27 protein-coding genes are annotated in these 25083 nt (G+C 75.0%); 11 read left to right on the forward strand and 16 right to left on the reverse strand.

What is annotated here, in order from left to right; genetic code table 11:
* Nucleotides 1-20 precede the first annotated feature (20 nt).
* The 6 genes from mutM to coaD form a co-directional block, all read right to left on the reverse strand.
* On the reverse strand, nucleotides 21-896 hold the full coding sequence (gene mutM / locus WCD58_RS05465) for a bifunctional DNA-formamidopyrimidine glycosylase/DNA-(apurinic or apyrimidinic site) lyase (RefSeq protein WP_337700276.1): 876 nt from the start codon (nucleotides 894-896) through the stop codon (nucleotides 21-23).
* The gene (gene rnc, locus WCD58_RS05470; protein WP_337700278.1) at nucleotides 889-1647 is read right to left on the reverse strand and encodes a ribonuclease III; all 759 of its coding nucleotides are present in this window, start codon (nucleotides 1645-1647) and stop codon (nucleotides 889-891) included. Before rnc ends, mutM begins: the two co-directional genes overlap by 8 nt.
* Nucleotides 1648-1672: 25 nt before the next feature.
* Entirely contained in the window at nucleotides 1673-1855 is a 183-nt protein-coding gene (rpmF, locus tag WCD58_RS05475) for a 50S ribosomal protein L32 (RefSeq protein ID WP_337700280.1), read from the reverse strand.
* A gap of 14 nt (nucleotides 1856-1869) precedes the next feature.
* The gene (locus tag WCD58_RS05480) at nucleotides 1870-2457 is read right to left on the reverse strand and encodes a YceD family protein (RefSeq protein WP_337700282.1); all 588 of its coding nucleotides are present in this window, start codon (nucleotides 2455-2457) and stop codon (nucleotides 1870-1872) included.
* 70 nt (nucleotides 2458-2527) lie between these two features.
* Nucleotides 2528-3289, reverse strand: a complete 762-nt coding sequence (locus WCD58_RS05485; RefSeq protein ID WP_337700283.1) for a F0F1 ATP synthase subunit B — start codon at nucleotides 3287-3289, stop codon at nucleotides 2528-2530.
* A 105-nt stretch (nucleotides 3290-3394) separates the two neighbouring features.
* Nucleotides 3395-3868, reverse strand: coding sequence for a pantetheine-phosphate adenylyltransferase (gene coaD / locus WCD58_RS05490; protein ID WP_337700285.1), 474 nt, complete (start codon nucleotides 3866-3868; stop codon nucleotides 3395-3397).
* Between the two features lie 35 nt (nucleotides 3869-3903).
* On the opposite strand from coaD, the gene WCD58_RS05495 reads away from it, so the two are divergent.
* Nucleotides 3904-4566 (forward strand): GNAT family N-acetyltransferase, encoded by a 663-nt coding sequence (locus tag WCD58_RS05495; protein WP_337700288.1) that lies wholly within the window; start codon nucleotides 3904-3906, stop codon nucleotides 4564-4566.
* On the opposite strand, the gene WCD58_RS05500 is transcribed toward WCD58_RS05495, so the two are convergent.
* A complete protein-coding gene (locus tag WCD58_RS05500) occupies nucleotides 4556-4897 on the reverse strand; it encodes a hypothetical protein (protein WP_337700290.1) in 342 nt (113 codons plus the stop codon). The two genes, WCD58_RS05495 and WCD58_RS05500, sit on opposite strands and share 11 nt — an antisense overlap.
* 129 nt (nucleotides 4898-5026) lie before the next feature.
* Between WCD58_RS05500 and WCD58_RS05505 the strand changes: the two genes are divergently transcribed.
* Entirely contained in the window at nucleotides 5027-5914 is an 888-nt protein-coding gene (locus WCD58_RS05505) for a collagen-like triple helix repeat-containing protein (protein WP_337700292.1), read from the forward strand.
* Complete coding sequence (locus WCD58_RS05510; protein ID WP_337700294.1) at nucleotides 5911-6123, forward strand: hypothetical protein; 213 nt, start codon at nucleotides 5911-5913, stop codon at nucleotides 6121-6123. Before WCD58_RS05505 ends, WCD58_RS05510 begins: the two co-directional genes overlap by 4 nt.
* A 43-nt stretch (nucleotides 6124-6166) precedes the next feature.
* Here WCD58_RS05510 and WCD58_RS05515 read toward each other — a convergent pair whose 3' ends face one another.
* From WCD58_RS05515 to WCD58_RS05525, 3 genes are all read right to left on the reverse strand, one after another.
* A complete protein-coding gene (locus WCD58_RS05515) occupies nucleotides 6167-6940 on the reverse strand; it encodes a hypothetical protein (protein WP_337700296.1) in 774 nt (257 codons plus the stop codon).
* Nucleotides 6941-7245: 305 nt separating this feature from the next.
* Nucleotides 7246-7782 (reverse strand): 16S rRNA (guanine(966)-N(2))-methyltransferase RsmD, encoded by a 537-nt coding sequence (gene rsmD / locus WCD58_RS05520; RefSeq protein WP_337700298.1) that lies wholly within the window; start codon nucleotides 7780-7782, stop codon nucleotides 7246-7248.
* On the reverse strand, nucleotides 7779-11177 hold the full coding sequence (locus WCD58_RS05525; protein ID WP_337700300.1) for a pyruvate carboxylase: 3399 nt from the start codon (nucleotides 11175-11177) through the stop codon (nucleotides 7779-7781). The genes rsmD and WCD58_RS05525 overlap by 4 nt, the downstream gene beginning before the upstream one ends.
* A 133-nt stretch (nucleotides 11178-11310) precedes the next feature.
* On the opposite strand from WCD58_RS05525, the gene WCD58_RS05530 reads away from it, so the two are divergent.
* Complete coding sequence (locus tag WCD58_RS05530; protein ID WP_337700302.1) at nucleotides 11311-12018, forward strand: hypothetical protein; 708 nt, start codon at nucleotides 11311-11313, stop codon at nucleotides 12016-12018.
* A gap of 252 nt (nucleotides 12019-12270) precedes the next feature.
* On the opposite strand, the gene WCD58_RS05535 is transcribed toward WCD58_RS05530, so the two are convergent.
* Entirely contained in the window at nucleotides 12271-13197 is a 927-nt protein-coding gene (locus tag WCD58_RS05535) for a C40 family peptidase (protein ID WP_337700304.1), read from the reverse strand.
* Between the two features lie 410 nt (nucleotides 13198-13607).
* Nucleotides 13608-15866: an ATP-dependent DNA helicase RecG gene (locus tag WCD58_RS05540; protein WP_337700829.1), complete on the reverse strand. Its 2259-nt coding sequence runs from the start codon at nucleotides 15864-15866 to the stop codon at nucleotides 13608-13610.
* Between the two features lie 177 nt (nucleotides 15867-16043).
* On the opposite strand from WCD58_RS05540, the gene rpmB reads away from it, so the two are divergent.
* Nucleotides 16044-16232, forward strand: coding sequence for a 50S ribosomal protein L28 (gene rpmB, locus WCD58_RS05545; RefSeq protein ID WP_337700306.1), 189 nt, complete (start codon nucleotides 16044-16046; stop codon nucleotides 16230-16232).
* Between the two features lie 12 nt (nucleotides 16233-16244).
* On the opposite strand, the gene WCD58_RS05550 is transcribed toward rpmB, so the two are convergent.
* On the reverse strand, nucleotides 16245-17159 hold the full coding sequence (locus WCD58_RS05550) for a Sco1979 family transcriptional regulator (RefSeq protein WP_337700308.1): 915 nt from the start codon (nucleotides 17157-17159) through the stop codon (nucleotides 16245-16247).
* 117 nt (nucleotides 17160-17276) lie between these two features.
* Nucleotides 17277-17519 (reverse strand): DUF397 domain-containing protein, encoded by a 243-nt coding sequence (locus WCD58_RS05555; protein ID WP_337700310.1) that lies wholly within the window; start codon nucleotides 17517-17519, stop codon nucleotides 17277-17279.
* 121 nt (nucleotides 17520-17640) lie between these two features.
* On the opposite strand from WCD58_RS05555, the gene WCD58_RS05560 reads away from it, so the two are divergent.
* Nucleotides 17641-18087 (forward strand): hypothetical protein, encoded by a 447-nt coding sequence (locus tag WCD58_RS05560; RefSeq protein ID WP_337700312.1) that lies wholly within the window; start codon nucleotides 17641-17643, stop codon nucleotides 18085-18087.
* 4 nt (nucleotides 18088-18091) lie between these two features.
* Here WCD58_RS05560 and WCD58_RS05565 read toward each other — a convergent pair whose 3' ends face one another.
* Together WCD58_RS05565 and WCD58_RS05570 are read right to left on the reverse strand one after the other, a co-directional pair.
* Nucleotides 18092-18772: a uracil-DNA glycosylase gene (locus WCD58_RS05565; RefSeq protein WP_337700314.1), complete on the reverse strand. Its 681-nt coding sequence runs from the start codon at nucleotides 18770-18772 to the stop codon at nucleotides 18092-18094.
* A 102-nt stretch (nucleotides 18773-18874) separates the two neighbouring features.
* Nucleotides 18875-19375, reverse strand: coding sequence for a GNAT family N-acetyltransferase (locus tag WCD58_RS05570; protein ID WP_337700316.1), 501 nt, complete (start codon nucleotides 19373-19375; stop codon nucleotides 18875-18877).
* 161 nt (nucleotides 19376-19536) lie between these two features.
* Here WCD58_RS05570 and WCD58_RS05575 point away from each other — a divergent pair, with 161 nt between their 5' ends.
* The 5 genes from WCD58_RS05575 to WCD58_RS05595 are packed head-to-tail and all read left to right on the forward strand — an operon-like array spanning nucleotide 19537 to nucleotide 25037.
* The gene (locus WCD58_RS05575; RefSeq protein WP_337700318.1) at nucleotides 19537-20298 is read left to right on the forward strand and encodes an IclR family transcriptional regulator; all 762 of its coding nucleotides are present in this window, start codon (nucleotides 19537-19539) and stop codon (nucleotides 20296-20298) included.
* Nucleotides 20295-21041, forward strand: coding sequence for an HAD family hydrolase (locus WCD58_RS05580; RefSeq protein ID WP_337700320.1), 747 nt, complete (start codon nucleotides 20295-20297; stop codon nucleotides 21039-21041). Before WCD58_RS05575 ends, WCD58_RS05580 begins: the two co-directional genes overlap by 4 nt.
* 2 nt (nucleotides 21042-21043) lie before the next feature.
* Nucleotides 21044-22495, forward strand: a complete 1452-nt coding sequence (locus tag WCD58_RS05585) for an FAD-binding oxidoreductase (RefSeq protein WP_337700322.1) — start codon at nucleotides 21044-21046, stop codon at nucleotides 22493-22495.
* Complete coding sequence (locus WCD58_RS05590; protein ID WP_337700324.1) at nucleotides 22492-23652, forward strand: FAD-binding oxidoreductase; 1161 nt, start codon at nucleotides 22492-22494, stop codon at nucleotides 23650-23652. Before WCD58_RS05585 ends, WCD58_RS05590 begins: the two co-directional genes overlap by 4 nt.
* The gene (locus WCD58_RS05595) at nucleotides 23649-25037 is read left to right on the forward strand and encodes a (Fe-S)-binding protein (protein ID WP_337700325.1); all 1389 of its coding nucleotides are present in this window, start codon (nucleotides 23649-23651) and stop codon (nucleotides 25035-25037) included. Before WCD58_RS05590 ends, WCD58_RS05595 begins: the two co-directional genes overlap by 4 nt.
* Nucleotides 25038-25083 lie beyond the last annotated feature (46 nt).

Consider the following 25083-nt stretch of genomic DNA (forward strand, 5'->3'; position numbering starts at 1 on the left):
CTCAGAAGATCACGCACGTGTCACACGTGCCGGCGCCGCGGGCGGGGCTGGCAGGTCGGGCACCAGTACGACGAGCGGTTCATGAACGGCGCGCGCCGCACCGGGGTGCCGCAGCGCGGGCAGGGGCGGTCCTCCTGCCCGTACACCGCCAGCGCGCGGTCGAAGTAGCCCGAGTCGCCGTTCACGTCCACGTACAGGGCGTCGAACGACGTGCCGCCCGCCGCCAGCGCCTCGCCCATGACCTCGCTCGCCGCCGCCAGCAGCCGCCGCCCCTCGGGGCGCGTCAGCGTCGCGGTCGGGCGCTCGTAGTGCAGCTTCGCCCGCCACAGGGACTCGTCGGCGTAGATGTTGCCGATCCCCGACACCAGGGTCTGGTCGAGCAGGGCGCGCTTGAGCCCGGTGCGCCGCCGGCGCAGGCCGCCGACCGCCACCTCGGCGTCGAACGCCGGGTCGAGGGGGTCGCGGCCGATGTGCGCCACGGGCACCGGGAGCGCCTCGGGCCCGGTGACGTCGGTGACCGTGAGGCCGCCGAACGTCCGCTGGTCGACGAACCGCAGCTCGGGGCCGTCGTCGTCGAACCGCAGACGGATGCGCAGATGCTTCTCGTCGAGCCGGTCGGCGGGCTGGACCAGCAGCTGCCCGCTCATCCCGAGGTGGGCGAGCAGGGCGGCCTCGACGTCACCGTCCGGTTCACCCAGGTCGAGCCACAGGTACTTCCCACGCCGGCGGGCGGCGCGCAGGACCCGCCCGGAGAGGCGTTCGCCCAGCTCGACGGCGCCACCGGCCTGGCGGCGCACGGAGCGGGGGTGGGTGACCTCGACGGACTTCACCCGGCGGCCGAGCACGTGGTCGGCGAGACCCCGCCGGACGACCTCGACCTCGGGGAGCTCAGGCACTACTCGACGGTCCGGCTCCGCGGCGCTGCGCGGCCGACCCGTCGTCCCCCTCGAGGTACTGGTACGCCGTGCGGGCGGCCTTCTGCTCGGCTTCCTTCTTGGTGCGCCCGACCCCGGTGCCGCGCTCGTCGCCGGCGACGACCACCGTGGCCGTGAAGACCTTGAGGTGGTCGGGGCCCTCCTCGGCCATCCGGTACTCGGGCACGCCGAGGTCCGAGGCGGCGGTCAGCTCCTGGAGGCTGGTCTTCCAGTCGAGCCCGGCGCCGAGCAGCGGCGCGGTGCGCAGCAGCTCGCCGAACAGGCGCTCGACGACCTGACGTGAGATCTCGATGCCGTGCTGGAGGTGCACGGCGCCGAGCACGGCCTCGACGGCGTCGCCCAGGATGCTCGGCTTGTCGCGCCCGCCGGTCATCTCCTCGCCGCGGCCGAGGTGCAGTCGGTCGCCGAGGCCGAGCTCGCGGGCGACGCCGGCGAGCGCGTGCATGTTGACGACGCTGGCGCGCAGCTTGGCGAGCTGGCCCTCGGGCAGGTCGGGGTGCTCGCGGTAGAGCCGCTCGGTGACGACGACGCCGAGCACGGCGTCGCCGAGGAACTCGAGGCGCTCGTTGGTGGGCAGCCCGCCGTGCTCGTACGCGTAGGAGCGGTGGGTGAGGGCGAGCTCGACCAGCTCGGGGTCGAGATCGATCCCGAGCACCTCACCGAGTGTGGGCTCCGCCGGGCTGTCCGCCGACCGGGTGCTCGACGCCGTCATGCCGCGGGCGTGTCCGGTGCGGCCCTCAGGCCGGGGTGACGGCCCGGCGGCCGGCGTACTGGCCGCAGTGGGGGCAGGCGACGTGCGGCGGCTTCGGCTGCGCGCAGGCCTTGTTCGGGCACGCCTGGAGCTGCGGCACGGACGCCTTCCACTGCGAACGGCGGGCGTGGGTGTTCGCGCGGGACATCCGGCGCTTCGGGACGGCCACTTCGTCAGCTCTCCTCAGTTCTCGTTACTGCTTGCGCCGCCGTACTTCTCCTGCAGCGCGGCCCAGCGAGGATCGATTGTCTCACGAGCCTCCCCGGCCGGGACGAAGGCCCATGCCTCGGGGTCCGGCGACTCCGGGCCCGGGCAGTCCTCGCGGCACAGCGGCGTGACGGGCAGGTCGAGCAGGACCGCGTCCCGCACGGCCGGCTCGAGGTCGATGCGCTCGTCGACGATCCGGCTGACCTCGTCCTCGTCCGCGGTGTCGTCGGTGACGGAGTCGGGATAGGCGTAGAGCTCGGTGAGGTCGACGTCGACGTGGTCGGTGAACGGCTCGAGGCAGCGCGAGCACTCGCCGCGGACGTCCGCCTCGACGCGGCCGGACGCCAGCACGCCCTCCATCACCGACTCGAGACGCAGGTCGAGGTGGATCGGCTCGCCCACGGGCACGCCGACCATCTCGAGCCCGAAGCCCTCGGGCGCGGGGACGTCGCGCTGCAGCGTCTTCATCTGGCCGGGGCGGCGCAGCAGCTCGCGCGCGACGTCGACCACCCAGGGGCTGGCCGCGTCGACGTGGGATTCGGGGTGCTTCTTCTCGCCTGTCATCTCTCGGTCCCGCCGGGTCTGGCTCGATCGGGCCACGACAGGCCCGACCGAACAGTCTACGCGAGCGGGGTCAGGCGCCGAGCCGCTCGCTCCACCGGCGCCAGCCCTCGCGCGGGGCGGCCTCGCGGGCCTCCGGCTCCTCGTCCTCGCGGCCGCGCGGCGGCCCGGCGGCGCCCTGGCCGGTGGGGGCGCTCATGCGCAACTGGTGGCGGTGGCGCCCGACGGTGTCGAGCACCGACTCGAGCGTCTCGGAGAAGTCGGCGAGCGTGCCGTCGACGTAGTGGTCGCACTCGGCGCGGCGGCGGTCGGCCTCGTCGGTGGCGGCGTCGACGATGCGCTCGGCCTCGGCGTGCGCGGCGCGCGTGACCTCGTGCGCCTCGACCAGCCGGGCCTGCTCGGTGCGCCCGTCGGCGACGGAGCGCTCGTAGTTCTGCCGGCCGGCCTCGACCATCCGCTCGGCCTCGGCCTCGGCGCGCTCGGTGAGCTCGGCGTACTCGCGGCGCCCGCGGCCCACGGTGCGCTCGGCCTCGTGCTCGGCCTCGGCGATCATCTGCTGGGCCTGCTCGCGGGCCTCGGCGAGCAGCCGGTCGGCCTCGGTCTGCGCCTCGGTGCGGGTGCTCTCCGCCTCCTCGGTCGCGTCCGCGACGAGCTTGTCACGGTGGTCGAGGACGTCCTGCGCGTCGTCGAGCTCCCCGGGGATGGCCTCGCGGACGTCGTCCAGGAGCTCGAGGACGTCGCCGCGCGGCACGACGCAGCTGGTCGTCATGGGGAGCCCGCGCGCCTCCTCGCAGAGGGTCACGAGCTCGTCGAGCGCCTCGAACACGCGGTACACGGGCGTCAGTGTGCCGCCGCCGATCACGGCCGCGGCGTATTGCGCGCCCCTACCGGCGTGTCGCGGGAGACGGAGCGCAGCGGAGCCCGACCCGTGCGGCAGCCCTCAGCCCAGGCGCTCGAGCAGGCGCCGGTGCACCTCGGGGTGCAGGAACGCGGAGACGTCCCCGCCCCCGCGGGCGACCTCCTTGACCAGCGAGCTCGACACGTACGAGTAGCGCGGGTCGGTGATGAGGAACGTCGAGTCGACGCCGGTCTGGTGCCGGTTCATCTGCGCCATCGGCTCCTCGAACCCGTAGTCGACCGCCGTGCGCAGGCCCTTGACCAGCGTCGCGGCGCCGATCGCGGTGCAGTAGTCGACGACGAGGCCCTCGAAGGCGTCGGTGCGGACGTTGTCCACGCCCTCGAGCGCGGTGCTCAGCAGCTCGCGGCGCTCGTCGACGGTGAACAGTCCCTGCTTGTTCGGGTTCACCGCGACCGCGACGACCACCTCGTCGAACAGCGCCGCGGCGCGGGTGACGACGTCGACGTGCCCGAGCGTGACCGGGTCGAACGAGCCGGGGCAGACCGCGATCGCCATGGTCCCGATCTTTCCATGGCGGGCACGATGCCTGCGTGGACGCCGACCTCCTGCGCGCCGACCTCGCGGCGCTCTACCCGCAGTACGGGCTGCGGGTGGCCCACCGGGGCACGGTGCTCCTCGCGCCGACCGACGAGGAGCTGCTCGAGCTCGCCGAGATCGTCGCCGAGCCCGGCGGCATCGTCGCGCCGGGCCGCGCCGGCGAGCTGCTGGGCTGGCCCGAGGACGAGGGCGTGCCCGCCGCGCGCCGGTTCCTCGAGTGGGCGTGGCGGCTGCGCGAGGCGCCGTCGGCCGCGCGCTGGCGGGTCCCGCTGGCGGTGCTCGACGGTGGCCGGGCGCTGGGGCTCGCGGTGCTCGCCCACGAGATCGACGACCCGGCGGGGACGGCGCGCACCTCGTCGTGGCTCGCCCGCGCCGAGCAGGGCCGCGGGCTCGGGACGCGGGTGCGCCTGATGCTGCTCGAGCTGGCGTTCGGTCCGCTCGCGATGACACGCGCGGTCACCGCCGCGGCCGAGGGCAACGCCGCGTCGCGCCGGGTGAGCGTCGCCTGCGGCTACCGCGAGACCCATCGCGAGACGGGTGGCGACGGCGTCGTCGAGGTGCACGCGGCGGTCACCGCGGCGGCGTGGCGGAAGAAGCGCCTGCGCGACGTCGACGTCGAGGGCGCGGACGGGTTCCTGGCGGCGATCAGGTCGTGAAGGCGGTGACGGTGACGTCGGCGGGGCCCGACGACGCGCTGCGGTGGACGATCGCGCCGTCGGGGTTGGCGATGCGCTGCTGCGCGTCGTCCGACGGGAGCCCGGAGGCCGCGCGCCAGGCCTGGACGTCGCCGGGACGCACCGTGATCACCACCTGTGTGTCGATCCCGCCCTGCGTCTCCAGGCGCGTGACGACACCGCCGACGGGCAGCGGTGCGAGGGCGGCGAAGCGCAGGGCGCGGTCCACCTGCTCGGGGGTCGGCGGGCGCTCGACGTCGGGCGTGCAGGCGAGCAGGGCCACGAGGAGTCCCAGGAGGGCGGTCCACCGCACCCGCTGATGCTGTCAGAGCCGGTCGCGACGGGTCGTGTGCGCCGTCGGGTCGTGTCGCCTGCGCCGACCGGGCTCGTTTCTCCGCCCGTCCGGTCCGGCCACCCTCCCGGCACCGACCAGGAGGCACGCATGGCTGACGGTTCCCCGCGCCGCACCCGGCGAACGAGCACGTCCGACGGCGACGGAGCCGAGCGCTCCGACACGACCCCCGCCCGCCGGAGGGGCGAGCGCCCGTCGGGCGAGCGCCGCGCCTCCGGGTCGACGAGCGGGCGCCAGGAGGCCGGCGGCCGCCCGGACGTCTACCTCGACGTCCCCAAGCTCGAGGTCGAGCACCTCGGGCTCAAGGTCCAGGACCTGCGGGCGAAGGTCTCCCTGCAGGCCGAGGTCCTCAACCTGCTCAAGCTCAACGTCGGTGTCGACGCCCAGCTGGGCTCGGTGGAGCTGGAGATCGACGGGGTCCAGGCCGAGGCCACCCTGAAGGTCCGTCTCGACGAGGTCGCCGGGATCATCGACCGGGTCCTCACCACCATCGACCGCAACCCGCAGATCCTCGAGACGATCGCCCGCAGCGCCGAGACCGCGGTCCGCGAGGTCGGGTCGGGCGTCGGCGCGGCGGCCGGCGAGGTCGGGCGTGCGGCCGGTGACGCGGTCGGCGAGATCGGCCAGCAGGCCGGGTCGGCGGTCGGCGAGCTGGGCGGGTCGGTCGGCGACTCCGTCGGCGACGCGGTCGGGAGTGTCGGCGGTGCCGTCGGCGACGTCGGTGAGGCCGCGGCGGACACCGCGGGCGAGGTGGCCGGGACGGCGACCGAGACCGCGGGCGACGTCGCGGGCGAGGCCACCGGCGAGGACGGCTCCGACGGGGACGAGGCGCCGAAGGCCGCCCGGCGGCGCCGGTCGTCCCAGCAGTCGTCCGGGCAGTCGTCCGGGAGCGAGGACGACTCGGACGCGGCGTCGGAGGAGAAGCCGCGGCGCGGCGCGACCGCCCGCCCCCGCCCGGCGCGCCGGGCCAAGGGATGAGCGAGGACCGCGCCCCCGACGTCGAGTTCCGTGCCTCGGTGCGGGCCCGGCGCCTGCGCTTCCACGCCGAGCCGGGGGTCCGCATCGACGCGACACACTCGGGGAGCCGGCGCACCAACCTGCCCGACGAGGTCGAGGCGCACGTGACCTACGAGGACATCCAGGTCGACGAGGTCATCGCGTCCTGGATCGACGCGGACGCCGAGTGATGCCCCGGGCGGCCGGGGTCCGACCGGCCGCCCGGGCACCGCGTCAGCTCTCCGCGTCCGCCGATCGGCGCCGGCGCGTCCCGGTCGAGCGGCGTGGGGCCGGGACCTCGGCGGTCTCGGTGCTCGACGACCGACGGCGCCGTGCGTTCCCGCCGCGACCCGGCGTCGCGTCGGGAGCGTCGCTCGGGCGCTTCGAGCGACGCGACGAGGTCTCGCTGTCCTCCGACGACCCGGACGGCTCCTCCGACGTCGCCGAGTCGTCCGCATCCGAGGACTCGTCCTGACGGCGACGCCGACGGAGGTGGAGACGGTCGGCGATGCCGTGCCGCTCCTCGCCCTCATCGGTCTCCTGATCGGACTGCTCCTCCGCCGTCGCGGCCCCGGCGACGTCGACGCCCTGGTCGTCGTGCTCGCCGGTGTCCTCCTCGTCCTCCTCCACCTCGTCGTCCCGGTCCTCGGTGTCGTCGGCGTCCCGGCCCTCGGTGTCGTCGGCGTCGTCCGTCTCGTCGACGTCCTCGTCGACGTCCTCGGCCTCATCGACGTCCTCGTCGACGGCCTCGTCCTCGTCGACGGCCTCGTCCTCGTCGACGTCCTCGTCCTCGTCGAGGTCCTCCGCCTCGTCGACGTCCTCCGCCTCGTCGACGTCCTCGACGTCCTCGTCCCGCGCGTCGACGTCCGAGTCGTCGACGTCGCGCTCGGCGAGATCGTCGGACTCCCGTGCGGTGTCCTCGGTGGTGATGTCGATCCGCACGGTCCGGCCGCCGAGGACGACGGAGCCGTGCAGGTCGATCGATTCGATGTTCAGTGCGTCGGTCATGGGGCGTGATCCCTTCCCGGGGAGCGGACACCGTTGTCCGATCGGTGGGCCGTGAACTCGACCCCGTGGAGGGGCCGGTGTTCCCGCGACCCGACCGACCGACGCCGTCGCCACGGCGCGTCGGACGAAGTGGGTCCGAGCGGCGCAGCTCGTGCGCCCCCGGGGCCGCGCGGCGATCCACCTGTCGACGCGAGGTGATCGGCCGTCCGCCTCCCGGGGCGCGCGGGCACTCCACGGCGTGTCGCGCCGGCGAGCGGGTGGCGATTCTGACGTTGAGTCAGCGGGGCCCCACCGCTGACACAGGGTCAGATAGCCGTGGCGAGGTAGAGGGTCGTCTCGCCGTAGGTGCGCGGGTCCTCGGGCTCGAGACCCTCGGGCCAGGCCGGCGCCGGGGACCGCGAGTCCCGTTCCACGACCACGACCGCGTCCCGGCGCGTCCACCGCGGCAGGCGCGCCAGGACGCCGTCGACGGCGTCGGCGTAGGGCGGGTCGACGAAGACGAGGTCGACCGGGCCCGGCGCCTTCCTCAGGTACGCGTCGACGGCGCTGCGGCGCACCAGCGCGCCCTGCACGCCCGCGACGCCGACGTTGCTCTGGATCACCGCGCAGGCCCGCGGGTCGCGCTCGACGAGGATCGCCGTGGACGCGCCGCGCGAGAGCGCCTCGATCCCCAGCGCGCCCGACCCCGCGAAGAGGTCGAGGACCTCGGCGTCCTCGATCACCCCGCGCGCGTCCAGCGCCGAGAACAGGGCCTCGCGCACCCGGTCCGACGTCGGCCGGGTGCCGGTCGGCGGCACCGCGATCTGCCGGCCACCGGCGGTGCCGCCGATGATGCGGGTCACTGACCCAGCACCACGACCAGGTCGCCGCCCTCGACCTGCTGCACCGAGCCGATCGCGACCCGCTCGACGGTGCCCGCCCGCGGCGCGGTGATCGAGGCCTCCATCTTCATCGCCTCGATCGTCGCGACGGTCGCGCCGGCCTCGACCCGGTCGCCCTCGCCGACCTGCAGCGTGACCACCCCGGCGAACGGCGCCGGCACGTGGCCCGGGTCGCTGCGGTCGGCCTTCTCGGCGGCCTTGACGTCGGTGTCGACCGCCCGGTCGCGCACCGACAGCGGGCGCAGCTGGCCGTTGAGCGACATCAGCACGGTGCGCATCCCGCGCTCGTCGGGCTCGGAGATCGCCTGGAGCTCGATGAGCAGCTGCACGCCGGTGTCGATGTCGACCGCGTACTCCCGCTCGGACTCCAGCCCGTAGAAGAACTCCTGGCTGCGCAGCACCGAGGTGTCGCCGTAGGCGCTGCGGTGCTCGCGGAAGTCCTCGGTCGGCCCGGGGAAGAGCAGCTGGTTCAGCGTCGCGGAACGGTCCGCCTCGAGGCCCTTGCGGTCGTCGTCGGTGAGCTCGGCGAGACCCGGCCGCTCGGTGCGGCCCTCCAGCGCGCGGGTGCGCAGGGGCTCGGGCCAGCCGCCGGGCGGGTCGCCCAGCTCGCCGCGCAGGAAGCCGATCACCGAGTCGGGGATGTCGAACTTCGACGGCTCCGCCTCGAACGCCGCCGGGTCGACGCCCGCGCCCACGAAGTGCAGCGCGAGGTCGCCGACGACCTTCGACGACGGCGTGACCTTGACCAGGTGCCCGAGCATCCGGTCGGCGGCCGCGTAGGCGTCCTCGACCTGCTCGAAGCGGTCGCCCAGCCCGAGCGCCACGGCCTGCTGGCGCAGGTTCGACAGTTGGCCGCCGGGGATCTCGTGGGTGTAGACGCGCCCGGTCGGCGACGCGAGCCCGGCCTCGAACGGCGCGTACACCTTGCGCACGAGCTCCCAGTACGGCTCGAGCGCGTTGACGGCGTCGAGGCGGAGGCCGGTCGTGCGCTCGCTGTGGTCGGTGGCCGCGACGAGCGCGGACAGCGAGGGCTGCGACGTCGTGCCCGCCATGCTCGCCACGGCCGCGTCGACGGCGTCCACCCCGGCGTCGATCGCCGCGGTCAGCGTCGCGAGCTGGCCGCCCGCGGTGTCGTGGGTGTGCAGGTGCACGGGCAGGTCGAAGCGCTCCCGCAGCGCGGTGACGAGCGTGCGCGCGGCCGGCGGGCGCAGCAGCCCCGCCATGTCCTTGATCGCCAGGATGTGCGCGCCCGCGTCGACGATCTGCTCGGCGAGGCGCAGGTAGTAGTCGAGCGTGTAGAGCTGCTCGCCCGGGTCGGAGAGGTCGCCGGTGTAGCAGAGGGCCACCTCGGCCACCGCGCCGCCGGACGCGCGGACGGCGTCGATGGCCGGGCGCATCTGCCCGACGTCGTTGAGCGCGTCGAAGATCCGGAAGATGTCGATGCCGACGCGGGAGGCCTCGGCGACGAACGCGTCGGTGACCTCGGTCGGGTAGGGCGTGTAGCCGACGGTGTTGCGCCCGCGCAGCAGCATCTGCAGGCACAGGTTGGGGACGGCCTGGCGCAGGCGGGCGAGGCGCTCCCACGGGTCCTCGGCGAGGAAGCGCAGCGCGACGTCGTAGGTCGCGCCGCCCCAGCACTCCAGCGACAGCAGCTCCGGGGCGGTGCGCGCGACGTGCGGGGCGACGTCGGTGAGGTCGCGGGTGCGCACGCGCGTGGCGAGCAGCGACTGGTGGGCGTCGCGGAACGTGGTGTCGGTGACCGGGACGCGCGTCTGCTCGCGCAGCCACGCCGCGAAGCCCTCGGGGCCGAGCTCACCGAGACGCTGCCGCGAGCCGTCCGGCGGCGCGGCCGTCAGGTCGACCGCGGGCAGCTTCTCGCGCGGGTCGACCAGCCGCGGCGGCTCCCCGTAGGGCTTGTTGACGGTGACGTCGGCGAGGTAGGTCATCAGGCGGGTGCCGCGGTCGGCGGGCGCCCGGGCGGCGAGCAGCTCCGGGTGCTCGGCGATGAACGACGTCGTCACCCGGCCCTCGCGGAAGTCCGGCTCGTCGAGCAGGGCCATGAGGAACGGGATGTTGGTGGCGACGCCGCGCACGCGGAACTCGGCGAGCGCGCGGCGGGCCCGGCGCACGGCGGTGGTGAAGTCGCGGCCGCGGCACGTGACCTTGACCAGCAGCGAGTCGAAGTGCGCGCTGATCTCGGCGCCGGCGTAGGCGGTGCCGCCGTCGAGCCGCACGCCCGACCCGGACGCCGAGCGGTAGGCCGAGATCATCCCGATGTCGGGACGGAACTCGTTGGCGGGATCCTCGGTGGTGATGCGGCACTGGATCGCGAACCCGTGCAGCGCGACCGAGTCCTGCGAGAGCTCGAGGTCCGCCAGCGTCGCGCCGGACGCGATGCGCATCTGGGCGCCGACGAGGTCGACGTCGGCGACCTCCTCGGTGACCGTGTGCTCCACCTGGATGCGCGGGTTCATCTCGATGAAGTGGTGGTTGCCGTCGGCGTCGAGGAGGAACTCGACGGTGCCGGCGTTGACGTAGTCGATGGCCTCGGCGAACTTCACCGCGTCCGCGCAGATCCGCTCGCGCAGCTCCGGGGTCAGGTGCGGCGCCGGCGCGATCTCGACGACCTTCTGGTGGCGCCGCTGCACCGAGCAGTCGCGCTCGAAGAGGTGCATGACGTGGCCCCCACCAGCACCATCCGGACCGCCGTCGGCGAGGATCTGCACCTCGATGTGGCGCGGGTCGACCACGGCCTGCTCGAGGATCACCGTGGCGTCGCCGAACGCGCTCGACGCCTCGTTCATCGCGGCCTGCAGCGCGTCGCGCATGCCGCCGTGCTCCTTGACCAGGCGCATGCCGCGCCCGCCGCCGCCCGCGACCGCCTTGACGAACAGCGGGTAGGTCATCGACTCGGCCGCGGCGAGCAGCGTCTCGAGGTCGTCGGAGGGGTCGGACGAGTCGAGCACCGGCACGCCCGCCTCGCGCGCGGCGGCGACGGCCTTGTGCTTGTTGCCGGCCATCGCCAGCACGCGCGGCGGCGGGCCGATGAAGGTGATGCCGGCCTGCTCGCAGGCGGTGGCGAGCCCCGGGTTCTCGGAGAGGAAGCCGTAGCCGGGGTAGACGGCGTCGGCCCCCGAGCGCTTCGCGGCCTCGATGATCTCCTCGATCGACAGGTACGCGCGGACCGGATGGCCGACCTCGCCGATCTGGTAGGCCTCGTCGGCCTTGAGCCGGTGCTCGGAGTTGCGGTCCTCGTGCGGGAACACGGCGACGGTGGCCGCCCCCAGCTCGTAGGCGGCCCGGAAGGCCCGGATCGCGATCTCGCCACGGTTGGCGACGAGCACCTTGCGGAACATCGAGCGGACCCCTCCTGCCTGCACCACCCGGCACCCGGGCCGGCGGAGGCTACCGCGGTACTCCTGCTGCCGGGCAGCGTCGTGCGGTATCAAGGAGGGCAGGAGAAAGCCCCTGCGGGCGGAGGAGGACACCGTGGACCGACCCCGACGTTCCGCCGCGCCCTGGCTGTACGGCCTCGCCGGGCTGCTCGCGCTCCTCTCCCCGGTGATCTTCCTGGCCGTCTGGGTCGCCGCGGGCGACATGGAGGGCCTCGGGGTGGCGCTGCTCGCCGCCGTCACCGACCTGGTCGCGGCGATCATCGCGGCGATCGTCGCCACGGTCATCGCGGTGCGCCGCGGCGTCACGCGCGTGCGCACGGTCGTGCACGGTCACCCGCAGGGCCGGGTCGGGCGACTCGCCGAGCACGACGCGGCACGCTGGCACCTGGCGCGCGACCGGTTCGCCTCGCTGCAGGCCGAGTACGCCGCCTTCGAGGCCGACAAGTACGCCGTCGCCGCCCGCCCCGCGCTCGCCGACGTCACCGTCCCCGCCACCGCGCGGTTCGTGCAGGCCATGGGCGACGCCGAGTTCCTCGCCACCGACGAGGAGCCCTCCGGCCCCCGGCGCGCCGAGTTCGCCGCCGCCGTCGACCGCGCCGCGTCGGCGTGGCAGGACGCGCAGCGTGTCGCCGAGGGGCTCGCGCAGTCCCGGCAGGCACCCCGGGCCCCCGAGACTCGCGCCGTCGACCCCGCTCCCCCGCGGGTCGACCCGCCCGGCTCGGAGTACACCCAGGCCGCCGACGCCGTGCGCCGCGCCGCCGTCCGCGGGGCCCGCGACCTGCGCGACCGCCTCCGCGCCTAGCCGACGACACGCCCCACGATCCGCGGGCCGCGCCGAGCGGTCCGTCACAGGCCGGACGGTCGGGGCCGCACCGGCGGGCGCAGCAGGACGACCGATCGGCCCGGGATCCGTGTTTGTGGTGCGCGCAACGGGGCTATCCGATGGTCACGGACCTGGTGAGTGGGAGCTGGGGAGCCTCCGCGCACCACATGGCCCGGGCCTGTCGTTCGGGGCGACGGGCCCGGGCCTTTCTCTTGCTCGGGTGGTGTCGGCTCAGCCGAGACGACGGATCGTGTTCAGGTCGTCCATGCGCCGCTCGACGTCCGAGATCTTGACGTCGGAGCCGGTCTGCGGGGCCTCGATCATCTTGCCGCCGCCGATGTAGATGCCGACGTGGCTGACCGGGCTGTTGAAGAAGATCAGGTCGCCGGGCTGCATGCTGCTCTCGCTGACCTCCTGGCCCTCCTGGGCCTGGGCGCGCGAGGTGCGCGGCAGCTCGATGCCGGCCTTCTCGAAGGCGAACTGCGTCAGGCCGGAGCAGTCGAACCCGTCCGGGGAGGTGCCGCCCCAGACGTAGGGCACGCCCAGCTGGCCGCGCGCGGCGGCGATGGCCTGCTGCGCCACGGACGAGCCGGCGCTGGAGGCCTGCGGCGCCTTCTTCTCCGAGCGCTGCGACGACGCGGCGGCCTGGCGCTCCTGCGTCTGCTGGGCCGTGCGGGCGGCCGCGGCGCGGGAGTCCGGCGAGTCGTGCTTGATCGACGAGGCGCCGGAGGCCGCGGGCTGGTTGACGACCGGGAGCACCGAGGAGGTGGCGGCCGAGTCCTGCGCGGCGGGGGCGATCGCGAGGTTCGCGGAGGCGAGCTGCGGGTTGATCGCGTGCTCACCGGTGGCCTGCGGCTCGTCGCCGCCGATGAGGCCGTGGGTGGCCATGCCGCCGGCGGTCGCGACGGCACCGAGGGCCGCGAGCGAGAGCCCGGCGGTCTTCGCGGCGCGCGAGAGGGGGTGGGCCGGGGTCGCCCGGGGCGCACCCTCGGGACGGCCGTGGCGCCCCTGGCCGGACCGCGCGCGGCGGTCGGCGGGGATGACGCCCATCGAGCCGGTCGTCGCGTCCTCGGGGGCGCGGTGACGACCCTGCGGACGCGGGGCCGGACCCTGACCGTCGCGAGGCTGGACCTCGATCTCGGGCAGCACAGCGGTCATGCGTGAACTCCACGCCCGCCGGGCGGCGCTCCACCGGGCCTGGACCGTGGGGACGGTCCGGGTCCGCGGACGGCGAGCCGCTGGGGAGCTGCGGCGCGACGTCGGTCACCCGCCCCGTCCTGGGAGGTCGTGCGCTCCGGGGAGGCCGCCGGACGGGGAGTCGGACGAAGCGGCCGAGCGCGCCGCCCCGCTGATGCCGGGCGACCACCAGAACGTAACCGATCCGTGACCACCGGACGCCACGCCACGCCGTCACAGCGCGCTCGCCGGTCGTCGCACCGCGCTCATCGGCAGGGTGACCGCGGACCTGAACCGCTCGGCGCGAGGCTCCCCTGAATCGGTGACGACGAGCGGCTGCCCTCACCACCGGTCACGGCCCTGCGGCCGGACGAGCGGCGCCCATCCGCGGCCTACAACCGATCGAGGAACGCCGCCTCGTCCTCGCCGACCACCGAGCGCACGAGTCCGGCCAGGCCCGGGTGATGCGCGAGCGTCGGATCGCCCGCCACGACCGAGCGCGCCTCGTCGCGCGCCTCGGCCACGAGGTCGGCGTGCTTGAGCACCGAGAGCATGTGCAGCCCCGAGCGGCGCCCGGACTGCTCCGCGCCGAGCACGTCGCCCTCGTCGCGCACCTCGAGGTCGATGCGGGAGACCTCGAACCCGTCCGGTGTCGCCGCCAGGCGCTCCAGCCGCTCGAGCGCCGGCGAGCCCTCCACGGCCTCGGTGACCAGCAGGCACGACGACGGCGCCGACCCGCGGCCCACACGCCCGCGAAGCTGGTGCAGCTGCGAGACACCGAACCGGTCCGCGTCCATGATGATCATCATCGTGGCGTTGGGGACGTCGACGCCCACCTCGATCACCGTGGTGGCCACGAGCACGTCGACCGTGCCGTCGGAGAACGCCCGCATGACGGCGTCCTTGTCGTCGGTGGGCATGCGGCCGTGCAGGATCTCGAGGCGCAGCCCCGCCAGCGGGCCCGCGGCGAGCATCGGGCCGACCTCGGTGACCGCGAGCGGCGGGCGGGCGGCCTCCTCCTCCGGCTCGTCCTCGTCCGGCGGGCGCATCTTGCGCAGCGCCATCTCGAGCTCGTCGGGCCCCGGCGCCTCCGGGTCGAGCAGGTCGTCGGCCGGCGGTTCGGGCCACGCCTCGCCGGGCTCGCCGCCCTCCTCGCCGATCCGCGGGCAGACGACGTAGACCTGGTGGCCGGCGGCGACCTCCTCGTGCACGCGCTCCCACGCCCGCTCGAGCCACCGGGGCTTGACCCCCGCCGGCACGGCGGTGGTGGCGATCGGCTGCCGGCCCCTCGGGAGCTCGTCGAGCACCGAGGTGTCGAGGTCGCCGTAGAGGGTCAGCGCGACCGTGCGCGGGATCGGCGTCGCGGTCATCACCAGCACGTGCGGCGTCGTCGGGCCGGGGCGCGAGCGCAGCTCGTCGCGCTGGTGGACCCCGAAGCGGTGCTGCTCGTCGACGACGACGAGCCCGAGGTCGGCGAACCCCACGCTCTGCTGGATCACCGCGTGGGTGCCGACGACGATGCCCGCGGCCCCCGACTGGGCGTCGAGCAGCGCCTCGCGCCGCGCCTTGGCGCCCAGCGACCCCGTGAGCAGCGTGACCCGGGTGGCGTGGTCCGGGTCCGCGTCCAGCTCACCGGCCCGCCCCAGCGGCCCGAGCATCGCCTGCAGGGAACGGGCGTGCTGCGCCGCGAGCACCTCGGTGGGCGCGAGCAGCACCGCCTGCCGCCCGGCGTCGACGACCTGGAGCATCGCGCGCAGCGCCACCATCGTCTTGCCCGAGCCGACGTCACCCTGCAGCAGGCGGTTGAGCGGCTCCTCGCCCGCGAGGGCCTCGGCCAGCGAGTCGCCGACCTTCTGCTGGGCCCCGGTGAGCGTGAACGGCAGGCGCGCGTCGAACGCCGCCGCCAGCCCGTCGTCGCGGCGGGGGCAGGCGGGTGCCGGGCGGGTGGTGGCGCTCGCGCGCCGGCCCGCCATCGCGAGCTGCAGCCCGAACGCCTCGTCCCACACCAGGCGCCGGCGGGCCGCCTCCTGCTCGTCCCAGGTGTCGGCCAGGTGCACCCGGCGCAGGGCGTCGCCGAGGGAGGCCAGGCCGTGGGCGGCCCGCAGCGTGTCGGGCAGGGGGTCCTCGGGGTCGTCGAGCAGGTCGAGCACCTGGCGGACCGCCATCATGATCACCCAGGACCGGAGCTTGCGCTTGGCCGGATAGACGGGGATGAGGCCCGGCAGGTCGGTGTTGCCCTCGCCCAGCACGATGAACTCCGGCGCCGTGAGCTGCCACTTGTCCCGGTAGCGGCTCAGGTCGCCGGAGAACAGCGCGGTGGTGCCGGGCTGCAGGTCGCGCTCGCGGTAGGGCTGGTTGAAGAACGTGCAGGTGAAGCGCTGGGCGCCCACCGACACCGTGACCTCGAGGACGTGGCCCTTGCGGTGGCGCATCCGCCGCCCGCTGACGCCCTCGACCGTCCCCAGCAGCGTGACGTGCTGACCGGCGCGGAACCGCTGGTCCTCGCGGTCGGTGGAGTGGGTGAGCCTGTTGTGCGCGATGTAGCGGCGCGGGTAGTGGCGCAGGAGGTCGCCGACGGTCTCGATCTCGAGCTGTCGCGCGAGCGGCCGCGCGGTCTTGTCGCCCAGCGCCGTGCGCAGCGACGTGTCCATCCCGACCACGCCGTCGAGAATGTCATCCCGCACCGACAACGGCGGTGCGCGCCTCGCCGGGACCCCGCCGGACGGGCTCGCGGCGCGTCTCCGTTACTCTGGGGACCAGGAGCGCGCCACCGGCGACGGTGTGGGTGCGCCATTGCGGAAATCGTCAGCGTGTCGAGGAGTTCAGCCGTGAGTGCCGTGTGTGACGTGTGCGCGAAGGGCCCGGGGTTCGGGAAGTCGGTGTCGCACTCGCACGTGCGGACGAACCGCCGCTGGAACCCGAACGTGCAGGTCGTGCACACCCGGCTGGAGAACGGCAACCGCAAGCGGATGAACGTCTGCACGTCCTGCCTCAAGGCCGGCAAGGTCGCCCGCTAGGACGAGCCGGGCTCAGCCCAGCTCCGCGCGCAGCGCCCGCAGGGCGTCCCGCGTCGCGTCGGGCGCCAGCGCCTGGACGCACAGCAGCTCCATGGTGGCGAGGTAGTCGTCCACGTCGGCGCGCTTGTCGAGGTACAGCGCGCTCGTGAGCTGCTCGAGGTAGACGACGTCGGGCACCGCGGACTCCCGCGGGAACCGCAGGATGCTGAACGGGCCGCCCGCCCCGGCGTGACCGCCGAGGTGGAACGGCACCATCTGCACCACGACGCCCCGGTGCTCCGAGGCGTCGATCAGGTGGTCGAGCTGCTCGCGCATCACCGCGGGCCCGCCGGTCAGCCGGCGCAGCGCCGCCTCGTCGAGCACCGCCCACAGCGTCGGCGCGTCGTCCCGGTCGAGTATCTCCTGGCGCCGCAGCCGGAGCTCGACGCGCCGCTCGACCTCGTCGTCGGGCATCGACACGTGCCCGAGCGCGGTCACGTGGCGCACCATCGCCTCGGTCTGCAGCAGCCCCGGCACGAACTGGGGCTCGTAGGTGCGGATCTGGGTCGCGGCCTGCTCGAGCCCGACGTAGGTCTCGAACCACCCGGGCAGCAGGTCGGAGTACCGGTGCCACCACCCCGGCGTGTTGGCCCGGCGGGCGAGCCCGAGCAGCGCGTCGCGCTCGTCGGGGTCGTCGACGCCGTAGAGCGTCAGCAGGTCGCCGACGTCGCGCTCCTTGAACCCGGTCCGCCCGTTCTCCAGCCGGCTGATCTTGGCGTGGGAGCCGCGGATGCGGTCGCCCGCGGCCTCGCGGGTCACGCCCGCGCGTTCCCGCAGGCCACGCAGCTGCTGGCCGAGCATGATGCGCAGGACCGTCGGGCCGCCGCCGGGGGTGTCACGGATGTTCCGCGGCTCGTCCGCACCTGCGGGTTCCCCGGGTGGGACCACGCCGGCACCTCCACACACGCTGCGCAGCGCGCGTGCGGGCGCGCCCGGACAGGGGGCCGACCCTAACAGTCGGTCCCCGCCCGGACGGGATGCGTGGGGTCCGCGTGAGGCGGTGTCTCAGGCGCCCTCGGCGAGCAGGTCGTCGAAGTCGCCGTCCTTGGCGCCCAGCAGGAACGCCGTCATCTCCGCGCGCGTGTAGACAAGGACCGGCCCGTCGCGGTGGCGCGAGTTGCGCACGGCGACCCCGCCGTCGGGCAGCGGGGCGACCTCCACGCAGTTCCCCTTGGGGTTGCTGCGGCGGCTCTTGCGCCACGCGACGTCGCCTCGCGGCGCGTCGTGGGCGTCCGTCGGCTCGTCCATGCGACCTCCCCCTGGTCGTGCAACGGCTCTCGGCGGTGCAGATGTTCTTGCATCTGCACAGTACGTCGGTCAGGATCGGGGGCGTCGCCGACGTCGGGGAGAGCGACGAACGGAGGGTCACGTGAGCCAGCCGGGACGCCCAGGATCTCTGGGGCGTACTGCTGCGCCGCTCCGTGTCGTCTCCGAGCGCCTCACCGAGGACGAGGCCCGTTCGGACGTTGCTGCTCCCCCGGTCGGCCCAGCCCCGACCCCGCCCGCGGCGCCCACCGGCCCGATGCCGGCCGCCCCTCCCGGCGACGGGTGGGGCCCCGCCTCCACCGCGATGCCCACGGGCGCGCCCGTCGTGACGGCCGCTCCGCCGCTCGCACCGTCCGCCGCGCCGGTCGTCGCGCCGCGGCCCCCGCTGCCGGTCGTGGCCCCGCGCCCCCGGCGCCGGTTCTCCGATCTCTGGCGGCTCGTGTTCTCCCGGCGCCGCGCCGGGCGCCACCGTCCCGAGACCACGCCGCCCCACAGCTGGGGCATGATCTCGCCGGTGCGCCGCCGTCGCCGCCGCTGGGGACGGCTCTGAGCTCTTAGGGCAGGCGCCAGTCGACCGGCTCGTCCCCGAGCTCGCCCAGGTACTCGTCGACCCGGCTGAACGGGCGCGAGCCGAAGAACCCGCGGTCGGCGGACATCGGGCTGGGGTGCGCCGACTCGACGGTGGGCACGTCCTCGCCGAGCAGCGGCTTGACCGTCTGCGCGTCGCGGCCCCACAGCACGGCGACGAGCGGCTGGTCGGGGCGGGCGACGAGAGCGGCGACCGCGGCCTCGGTGACCTTCTCCCAGCCCTTGTTGCGGTGCGAGCCCGGCGCGCCGGGGCCGACGGTGAGCACCCTGTTGAGCAGCAGCACGCCGTTCGCCGCCCACGGCGAGAGGTCGCCGGTGCTGGGCGGCGGGTGGCCGAGGTCGCTCGAGTACTCACGGAAGATGTTCTGCAGGCTCTTCGGCAGCGGGCGCACGTCCGGGGCCACCGAGAACGACAGCCCGACCGCGTGCCCGGGCGTCGGGTACGGGTCCTGGCCCATCACGAGCACGCGCACGTCCTCGAACGGCTGCTGGAAGGCGCGCAGGACGTTCGCGCCGGCCGGCAGGTACCTGCGGCCCTCGGCCACCTCGGTGCGCAGGAAGTCGCCCATCGCCGCGACGGTGTCCGCGACCGGCTCCAGCGCCTCGGCCCAGCCGGCCTCGATCGACTCGCTGAGGGGACGGGCCACGGGTCGATCCTCCGCACGGACGGGTTGCCGGGACCCGGCGACGCTAGCGCGGGCGCGCGGTCGCCCCGCACCCCACCCGGCCCGGGCACCCTGCGCGGGAGATCACGGGCCGGGGAGCTCGCGGGCGAAGCAGAGGCTCGAGGGCTCGTCGCGGTAGACGCCGAAGCGCGGGATCGGGGCGTAGCCGCGGGCGCGGTAGAAGGCGAGCGCCTCGGGCTGCTCCGTGCCGGTCTCGAGGACCGTGCGCCGGCACCCCGCGGCGCGGGCCGCCCCCTCGAGCTCGTCGAGCACCGCCGTCGCCAGCCCCCGGCGCCGGTGGGCGGGGTCGACCCACATGCGCTTGATCTCGGCGTCGCCCGGGCGCAGGACGTCGACGTCGCGGGCACCGATCGTCGCCACGTCGTGGCGCCGCCAGCCCCCGCAGCACACCGGCCCCGTGCCCGGCAGGCTCCCGAGCAGGAAGATCCCGCGGGGCGGCGCGAAGTCGGCGGGGTCGACGGGCGTGCGGTCGGCGCCGCCGTAGCGCTCGACGTAGAACGCCTGGACGGCGTCGACGAACCGCACGCTCTCGGGGTCGTCGTAGGCCGCGACGCGGAAGGTCACGCCCGCTTCCGACCGCGGGGGCCCTCCGGTCGGCACGCGACCTTTCTAGTCGATCAGCTCGGCGGCGGGCAGGGTGAGGAACCCGACGTCGACGTTCCGCGATGCGGAATGATGGAGTGGGTCACCGCTCGCACCCAGGGCGTATCCGTCGAGGAGGCCCGATGCCGTCGGTGCAGTCCCTGACCAGGGCGCTCGACCTGCTCGACCACCTCGCCGACGCCGGCGGACGCGCGACGCTCTCCCAGCTCGCCGCCGCCTCCGGCCTGCCCGCCGCGAGCGTGCACCGGCTGCTCGCCACCCTCGTCGCGCAGGGCCACGTGCGGCGCGAGGCCGGGCGGCGCTACGCGCTGGGGCCGCGCCTGGTGCGCCTCGGCGACGTCGCTGGCCACGTGCTCGGCGAGGGCGTCGGGGCGCTGCTGCGCGAGCTCGTCGCCGCGACGGGCGAGACCGCCGACCTCGCCGGGCTCGACGGCGACGCCGCGGTGTACCTCGCGCAGGCGGCCTCGCCGCACCCCATGCGCATGTCCACCGAGGTCGGGCACCGGGTGCCGCTGCACGCCACCGGCGTCGGCAAGGCACTGCTGGCCGCGATGCCGCCGGACGACGTCGACGCGCTGCTCGCGCGGACCGGCATGCCCGCCCGGACCCCGGCGACGATCACCGACGCGGGACGGCTGGCCGGAGAGCTCGCCACCGCCCGCGAGCGCAGCTGGGTGCTCGACGAGGGCGAGCAGGAGGTCGGCGTCCGTGGCGTCGCCGCGCCGGTGCCCGGCGCGCCCACCCCGTGCGCGGTCTCGGTCTCCGGGCCGGCCGTGCGCTTCTCCCCCGCCGACGCCGAGCGCGCCGGGCCGGCGGTCGTCGCGGCCGCCGCCCGGCTCGGCGTCGAGCTCGCCGGACCATCCGAGGAGGACACCGACCGATGACCACCCCCCGCGTCGCCGTCTGCTGGGACGTCGACGGGACCCTGCTGCACGGCGGGACGGTCGGCCGCGACGTGCTCGCCGACGCGTTCACCGCCGTCACCGGGCACCCGGCGCCGATGGAGTCCGTCGCCATGGGCGGGCGCACCGACTGGCTCATCGGCGAGGCGCTGCGCGACGCCCTGCCCGACGAGGACGCGGCGGCGTTCCGGGGCGACGACTTCGGGCACGCCGTCATCGCCGCGGTCACCGACCAGTGGGGCCGGCGCGCCGGCGACCTCGCGGCCGTCGCGCGCACGATGCCCGGCATCCCCGAGACCGTCGCCGCGCTGGCCGCCGACCCCGACGTCGTCCAGACGCTGACCACCGGCAACGTGCGTGTCGGGGCGCGGGCGAAGCTCACCGCGGTCGGGCTCGCCGACGGCCCGATCGACCTCGGGCTCGGCGGCTACGGCGAGGGGCCGGGCGCGCGGGTGCGCGTCGTCGAGCAGGCCCGCGACGCCCTCGCCGGCCGGTACGGCACGGCGCCGATCATGGTCGTGGTCGGCGACACCCCGCTCGACGTGGAGGCCGCGCACCGGGGCGGCGCGGTGGCGGTCGGCGTGGCCACGGGCCGCTCGTCGGCGGCGGAGCTGCGGGCCTCGGGCGCCGAGCACGTCTTCGACGACCTCGCCGACCCCGGCCGTCTGGTGGCGGTGGTGCGGTCGGCGCGCGAGGATCGTCACGCAGCGGAACCGGGGAGGTAGCCATGCTCGACGCCGCCATGGTCCGGGAGTTCACGGATCTGCTCTCACCGAACGGGGTCATCACCGACGAGGTCGGCCTGCGCAGCTACGAGTGCGACGGGCTCACCGGCTTCCGGCAGATCCCCGCGCTGGTCGTGCTGCCGCGGGACGCCGAGGAGGTCGCCGGCGCCGTCCGGCTCTGCGCGAAGTACGGGATGCCGTTCGTCGCCCGGGGTGCCGGCACCGGCCTGTCGGGCGGCGCGATGCCCGTCGCCGACGGCGTGGTGATCTCGCTGCAGAAGCTCCGCCGCATCCTGGAGATCGACGTCGAGAACCGGCGCGCGGTGCTCGAGCCGGGCGTCTACAACCTCGAGATCTCCAAGGCGGCCGCGCCGTACGGGCTGTACTACGCGCCGGACCCGTCGAGCCAGCAGGTGTGCACCATCGGCGGCAACGTCGCCGAGAACTCCGGCGGCGCGCACTGCCTGAAGTACGGCTTCACCACCAACCACGTGCTGGAGATGGAGGTCGTGCTCGCGGACGGCTCGGTGGTCACGCTCGGCGGCCCGACCGGCGAGCAGGCGGGCCCGGACCTGCGCGGGCTGTTCATCGGCTCCGAGGGCACGCTCGGCGTCTGCACGAAGGTCACCGTGCGGCTGCTGCAGACCCCGGAGACGGTGCGCACGGTGCTCGCCGACTTCCCGTCGATCGAGGCCGCGGGCGACACCGTCGGCGACATCGTCGACGCGGCGATCATCCCGGCCGCGGTGGAGATGATGGACTCGCTGGCGATGGAGGCCTCCGAGGCCGCCACCGGCGCCGGGCTCACCGTCGACTCCCCCGCCGCGCTGATCATCGAGCTCGACGGGCCCGCCGACGAGGTGGAGGCGGAGTTCGAGCACCTCACGGCCATCTGCGAGCGCCACGGCGCCACGCGCCAGCACGTGCCGACCGAGGCCGAGGAGCGCCAGAAGGTGTGGAAGGGGCGCAAGGCCGCGTTCGCCGCGGTCGGGCGGATCAGCCCCGACTACATCGTCCAGGACGGCGTCGTCCCGCGGACCCGGCTGGCCGAGGTGCTCACCCGCATCGCCGAGATGGGCCGCGACGCCGGGCTGCGCGTCGCCAACGTCTTCCACGCGGGCGACGGGAACCTGCACCCGCTGGTGCTCTACTCGGAGGCCGCGGGCGAGCACGACGCCGCCGAGAAGCTGTCCACCGACATCGCCGAGCTCTGTGTGGAGCTGGGCGGGTCGCTGTCGGGCGAGCACGGGATCGGCACCGACAAGGCGTGCTCGATGCCCGCGATGTTCTCCTCCGACGACCTCGGCGTCATGCACCGCGTGCGCCTCGCGTTCGACCCGGACTCGCGGTGCAACCCCGGCAAGCTCTTCCCGACGCCGCGGCTGTGCGGCGAGCGCCCGGGCAAGTACGCGCCCCACCCCCTCGAGGAAGCCGGAGTGATCGAGCGACTGTGACCACCACCCTCGCGCCCACCACGCTCGACGAGCTGCGCGACGCCGTCCTCGACCGCCCCGGCACGCTGCGCGTCGCCGGCGCGGGCACCGCCGCCGACTGGGCGGGCACGCCCGCCCCGGCCGACGCGGTCCTCGACGTCACCGGCCTCGCCGGGATCGTCACCCACAACCCCGGCGACATGACCGTCGAGGTGCGGGCCGGCACGCCGTTCGCCGCCCTGCAGGACGAGCTCGGCGAGCACCACCAGCGCGTCGCCGTCGATCCCGCCCGCGCGTCCGAGGGCGCCACGCTCGGCGGGCTGTTCGCCACCGCCGACTCCGGACCCCGCGCGCTGCAGTACGGGTCGCTGCGTGACGTCGTCATCGGCGCGACGATCGTGCTCGCCGACGGCACCGTCGCCCGCTCCGGCGGCCACGTCATCAAGAACGTCGCGGGCTACGACCTCACCAAGCTGCTGCACGGCGCCCACGGCACGCTCGGCGTGATCGCCGGGCTGGTGCTGCGCCTGCACCCCACCCCGCAGGCCGCCGCCACCGTCGCCGTGGCGTGCGACCGGGCCGCGTCCGACGACCTCGCGCGCCGGATCGCGGACAGCCCGGCCGAGGCGGTGGCGGTGCAGTGGCACGGTGCTGATCAGGGGGGCCGCCTGCTCGCCGTCGTCGAGGGCTCGGAGAGCGGCGCCGACGCCCGCGCCCGCCGGCTGGCCGACGCCGTGGGCGGCGAGCTCCTCGCCCCCGACGACGCCACCGCCGCCTGGGAGGCGCACGCCGCGTCCGTCCGCCGCCGCCATGACGACCGGGCTGTGCTGCGCCTGGGCGTCATCCCCTCGGCGCTGACCGGGGTGCTCGACGGCATCGAGGGGATCGGCGACGTCACCACGTCGCCGCGCACCGGGGTGGCGACGGTGTCGCTCCCGGCCGACGCCGACGTCGTCGCCGCCGCGCACCGGCGGGTGGCGGAGGCCGGTGGCACGTCGACCCTGCGTCAGCGGCCGCCGGGTCCTCGCGGCGCCGAGCTGCCCGCGTTCGGCCCGGCGCCCGCGTCGGCCGCCGTGCTGCGCGCCGTCGCCGCGTCCCTCGACCCCGACCAGCGCCTGGGCCGCGGACGACTCGCGCCCTGGGTGCCCCTCCCCGAGCCGACCGGAGTGAGCGCATGACCACCCACCCCACCACCGGCCCCGGACCCGACTTCTCCTCCGAGCGCGGCGAGAAGGCCGCCCCGGAGCGGGCCGACCTGCTCTCCGGTGACTACGGATCCTTCGACGACCACCACCCGCCGGCCCAGGAGCTGCTCGACGACTGCGTGCACTGCGGCTTCTGCCTGCCCACCTGCCCGACGTACGCGCTGTGGGGCGAGGAGATGGATTCCCCGCGCGGGCGCATCTACCTCATGGAGATGGCGGAGAAGGGCGAGATCCCGCTCGAGGGCGCGTTCACCACGCACATCGACCGCTGCCTGGGGTGCATGGCGTGCGTGACGGCGTGCCCGTCGGGCGTGCAGTACGACCGCCTGCTCGAGGCGACGCGGCCGCAGATCGAGCGCAACGTGCCGCGCTCGCGCGCCGACCGGCTGTTCCGCGAGGCGATCTTCGCACTCTTCCCCTACAAGCGGCGGCTGCGCGCGGCGTCGATCGGCGGCGCGCTGTACCAGAAGCTGCGCCCGAAGAGCATGGACAAGCTGATGGCGCGCCTGCCGGACAGGCTCGCCGCCATGGAGTCCCTCCTGCCGCCGGTGCGGGTCCGCGAGGCGTTCGCCCGCATCCCGGCCCGGACGCCGGCGGTCGGCCCGCGGCGCGGGCGGGTCGGGCTGCTCACCGGGTGCGTGCAGGACGTCTTCTTCCACCCGGTCAACGAGGCGACCGTGCGCGTGCTCGCCGCCGAGGGCTGGGACGTCATCGCGCCGCGCGAGCAGACGTGCTGCGGGGCGCTGGGGCTGCACGCGGGGCGCGAGTCCGAGGCGATCGAGCGGGCGAAGAAGCTCATCGCGACCTTCGAGCGCGCCGGGGTCGACACGATCGCCACGAACGTCGCCGGCTGCGGGTCGTCGATGAAGGAGTACGGCGAGCTGCTGGCCGACGACCCCGCGTGGGCGGAGCGGGCGAAGGCGTTCGCGGCCAAGGTCCGCGACATCTCCGAGGTCGTCGACGAGACGCTCGCCGACCCGCGGGCGCGCCGGCACCCCATCGAGGCGAAGGTCGTCTACCACGACGCCTGCCACCTCGGGCACGCCCAGAAGATCCGGTCGGAGCCGCGGCGGGTGCTGCGCGCGATCCCGGGCGTCGAGCTCACCGAGCTGCCCGAGGCGGAGATCTGCTGCGGGTCGGCGGGGATCTACAACATGCTCCAGCCGCAGGCCGCGGGCGATCTGGGCCGGCGCAAGGCGGACAACATCCGCGGCACCGGTGCCGACGTGCTCGTCACCGCGAACCCGGGCTGCCTGCTGCAGATCCGCAAGTACCTCGAGGGCGAGCTCCCGATGCTCCACCCGATCCAGCTCGTCGACGCGTCCATCCGCGGCGTCCGGCCGCCGGAGATGGGCTGACCGTCGCCACGTGCGTGATCTTCTGAGCGATAGCTCAGAAGATCAC

The organism is Actinomycetospora flava, assembly GCF_037400335.1.
In the GTDB taxonomy this organism is placed as follows: domain Bacteria; phylum Actinomycetota; class Actinomycetes; order Mycobacteriales; family Pseudonocardiaceae; genus Actinomycetospora; species Actinomycetospora flava.

Coding starts and splice junctions, on each gene's coding strand:
- WCD58_RS05575 (WP_337700318.1), top strand. CDS start 19,537: ATGCCGTCGGTGCAGTCCCTGACCAGGGCGCTCGACCTGCTCGACCAC.
- rnc (WP_337700278.1), bottom strand. CDS start 1,647: ATGACGGCGTCGAGCACCCGGTCGGCGGACAGCCCGGCGGAGCCCACA.
- WCD58_RS05585 (WP_337700322.1), top strand. CDS start 21,044: ATGCTCGACGCCGCCATGGTCCGGGAGTTCACGGATCTGCTCTCACCG.
- WCD58_RS05480 (WP_337700282.1), bottom strand. CDS start 2,457: ATGACAGGCGAGAAGAAGCACCCCGAATCCCACGTCGACGCGGCCAGC.
- WCD58_RS05555 (WP_337700310.1), bottom strand. CDS start 17,519: ATGGACGAGCCGACGGACGCCCACGACGCGCCGCGAGGCGACGTCGCG.
- WCD58_RS05515 (WP_337700296.1), bottom strand. CDS start 6,940: ATGACCGACGCACTGAACATCGAATCGATCGACCTGCACGGCTCCGTC.
- WCD58_RS05525 (WP_337700300.1), bottom strand. CDS start 11,177: ATGTTCCGCAAGGTGCTCGTCGCCAACCGTGGCGAGATCGCGATCCGG.
- WCD58_RS05595 (WP_337700325.1), top strand. CDS start 23,649: ATGACCACCCACCCCACCACCGGCCCCGGACCCGACTTCTCCTCCGAG.
- WCD58_RS05510 (WP_337700294.1), top strand. CDS start 5,911: ATGAGCGAGGACCGCGCCCCCGACGTCGAGTTCCGTGCCTCGGTGCGG.
- WCD58_RS05540 (WP_337700829.1), bottom strand. CDS start 15,866: ATGGACACGTCGCTGCGCACGGCGCTGGGCGACAAGACCGCGCGGCCG.
- WCD58_RS05580 (WP_337700320.1), top strand. CDS start 20,295: ATGACCACCCCCCGCGTCGCCGTCTGCTGGGACGTCGACGGGACCCTG.
- WCD58_RS05505 (WP_337700292.1), top strand. CDS start 5,027: ATGGCTGACGGTTCCCCGCGCCGCACCCGGCGAACGAGCACGTCCGAC.
- coaD (WP_337700285.1), bottom strand. CDS start 3,868: ATGGCGATCGCGGTCTGCCCCGGCTCGTTCGACCCGGTCACGCTCGGG.
- WCD58_RS05535 (WP_337700304.1), bottom strand. CDS start 13,197: ATGACCGCTGTGCTGCCCGAGATCGAGGTCCAGCCTCGCGACGGTCAG.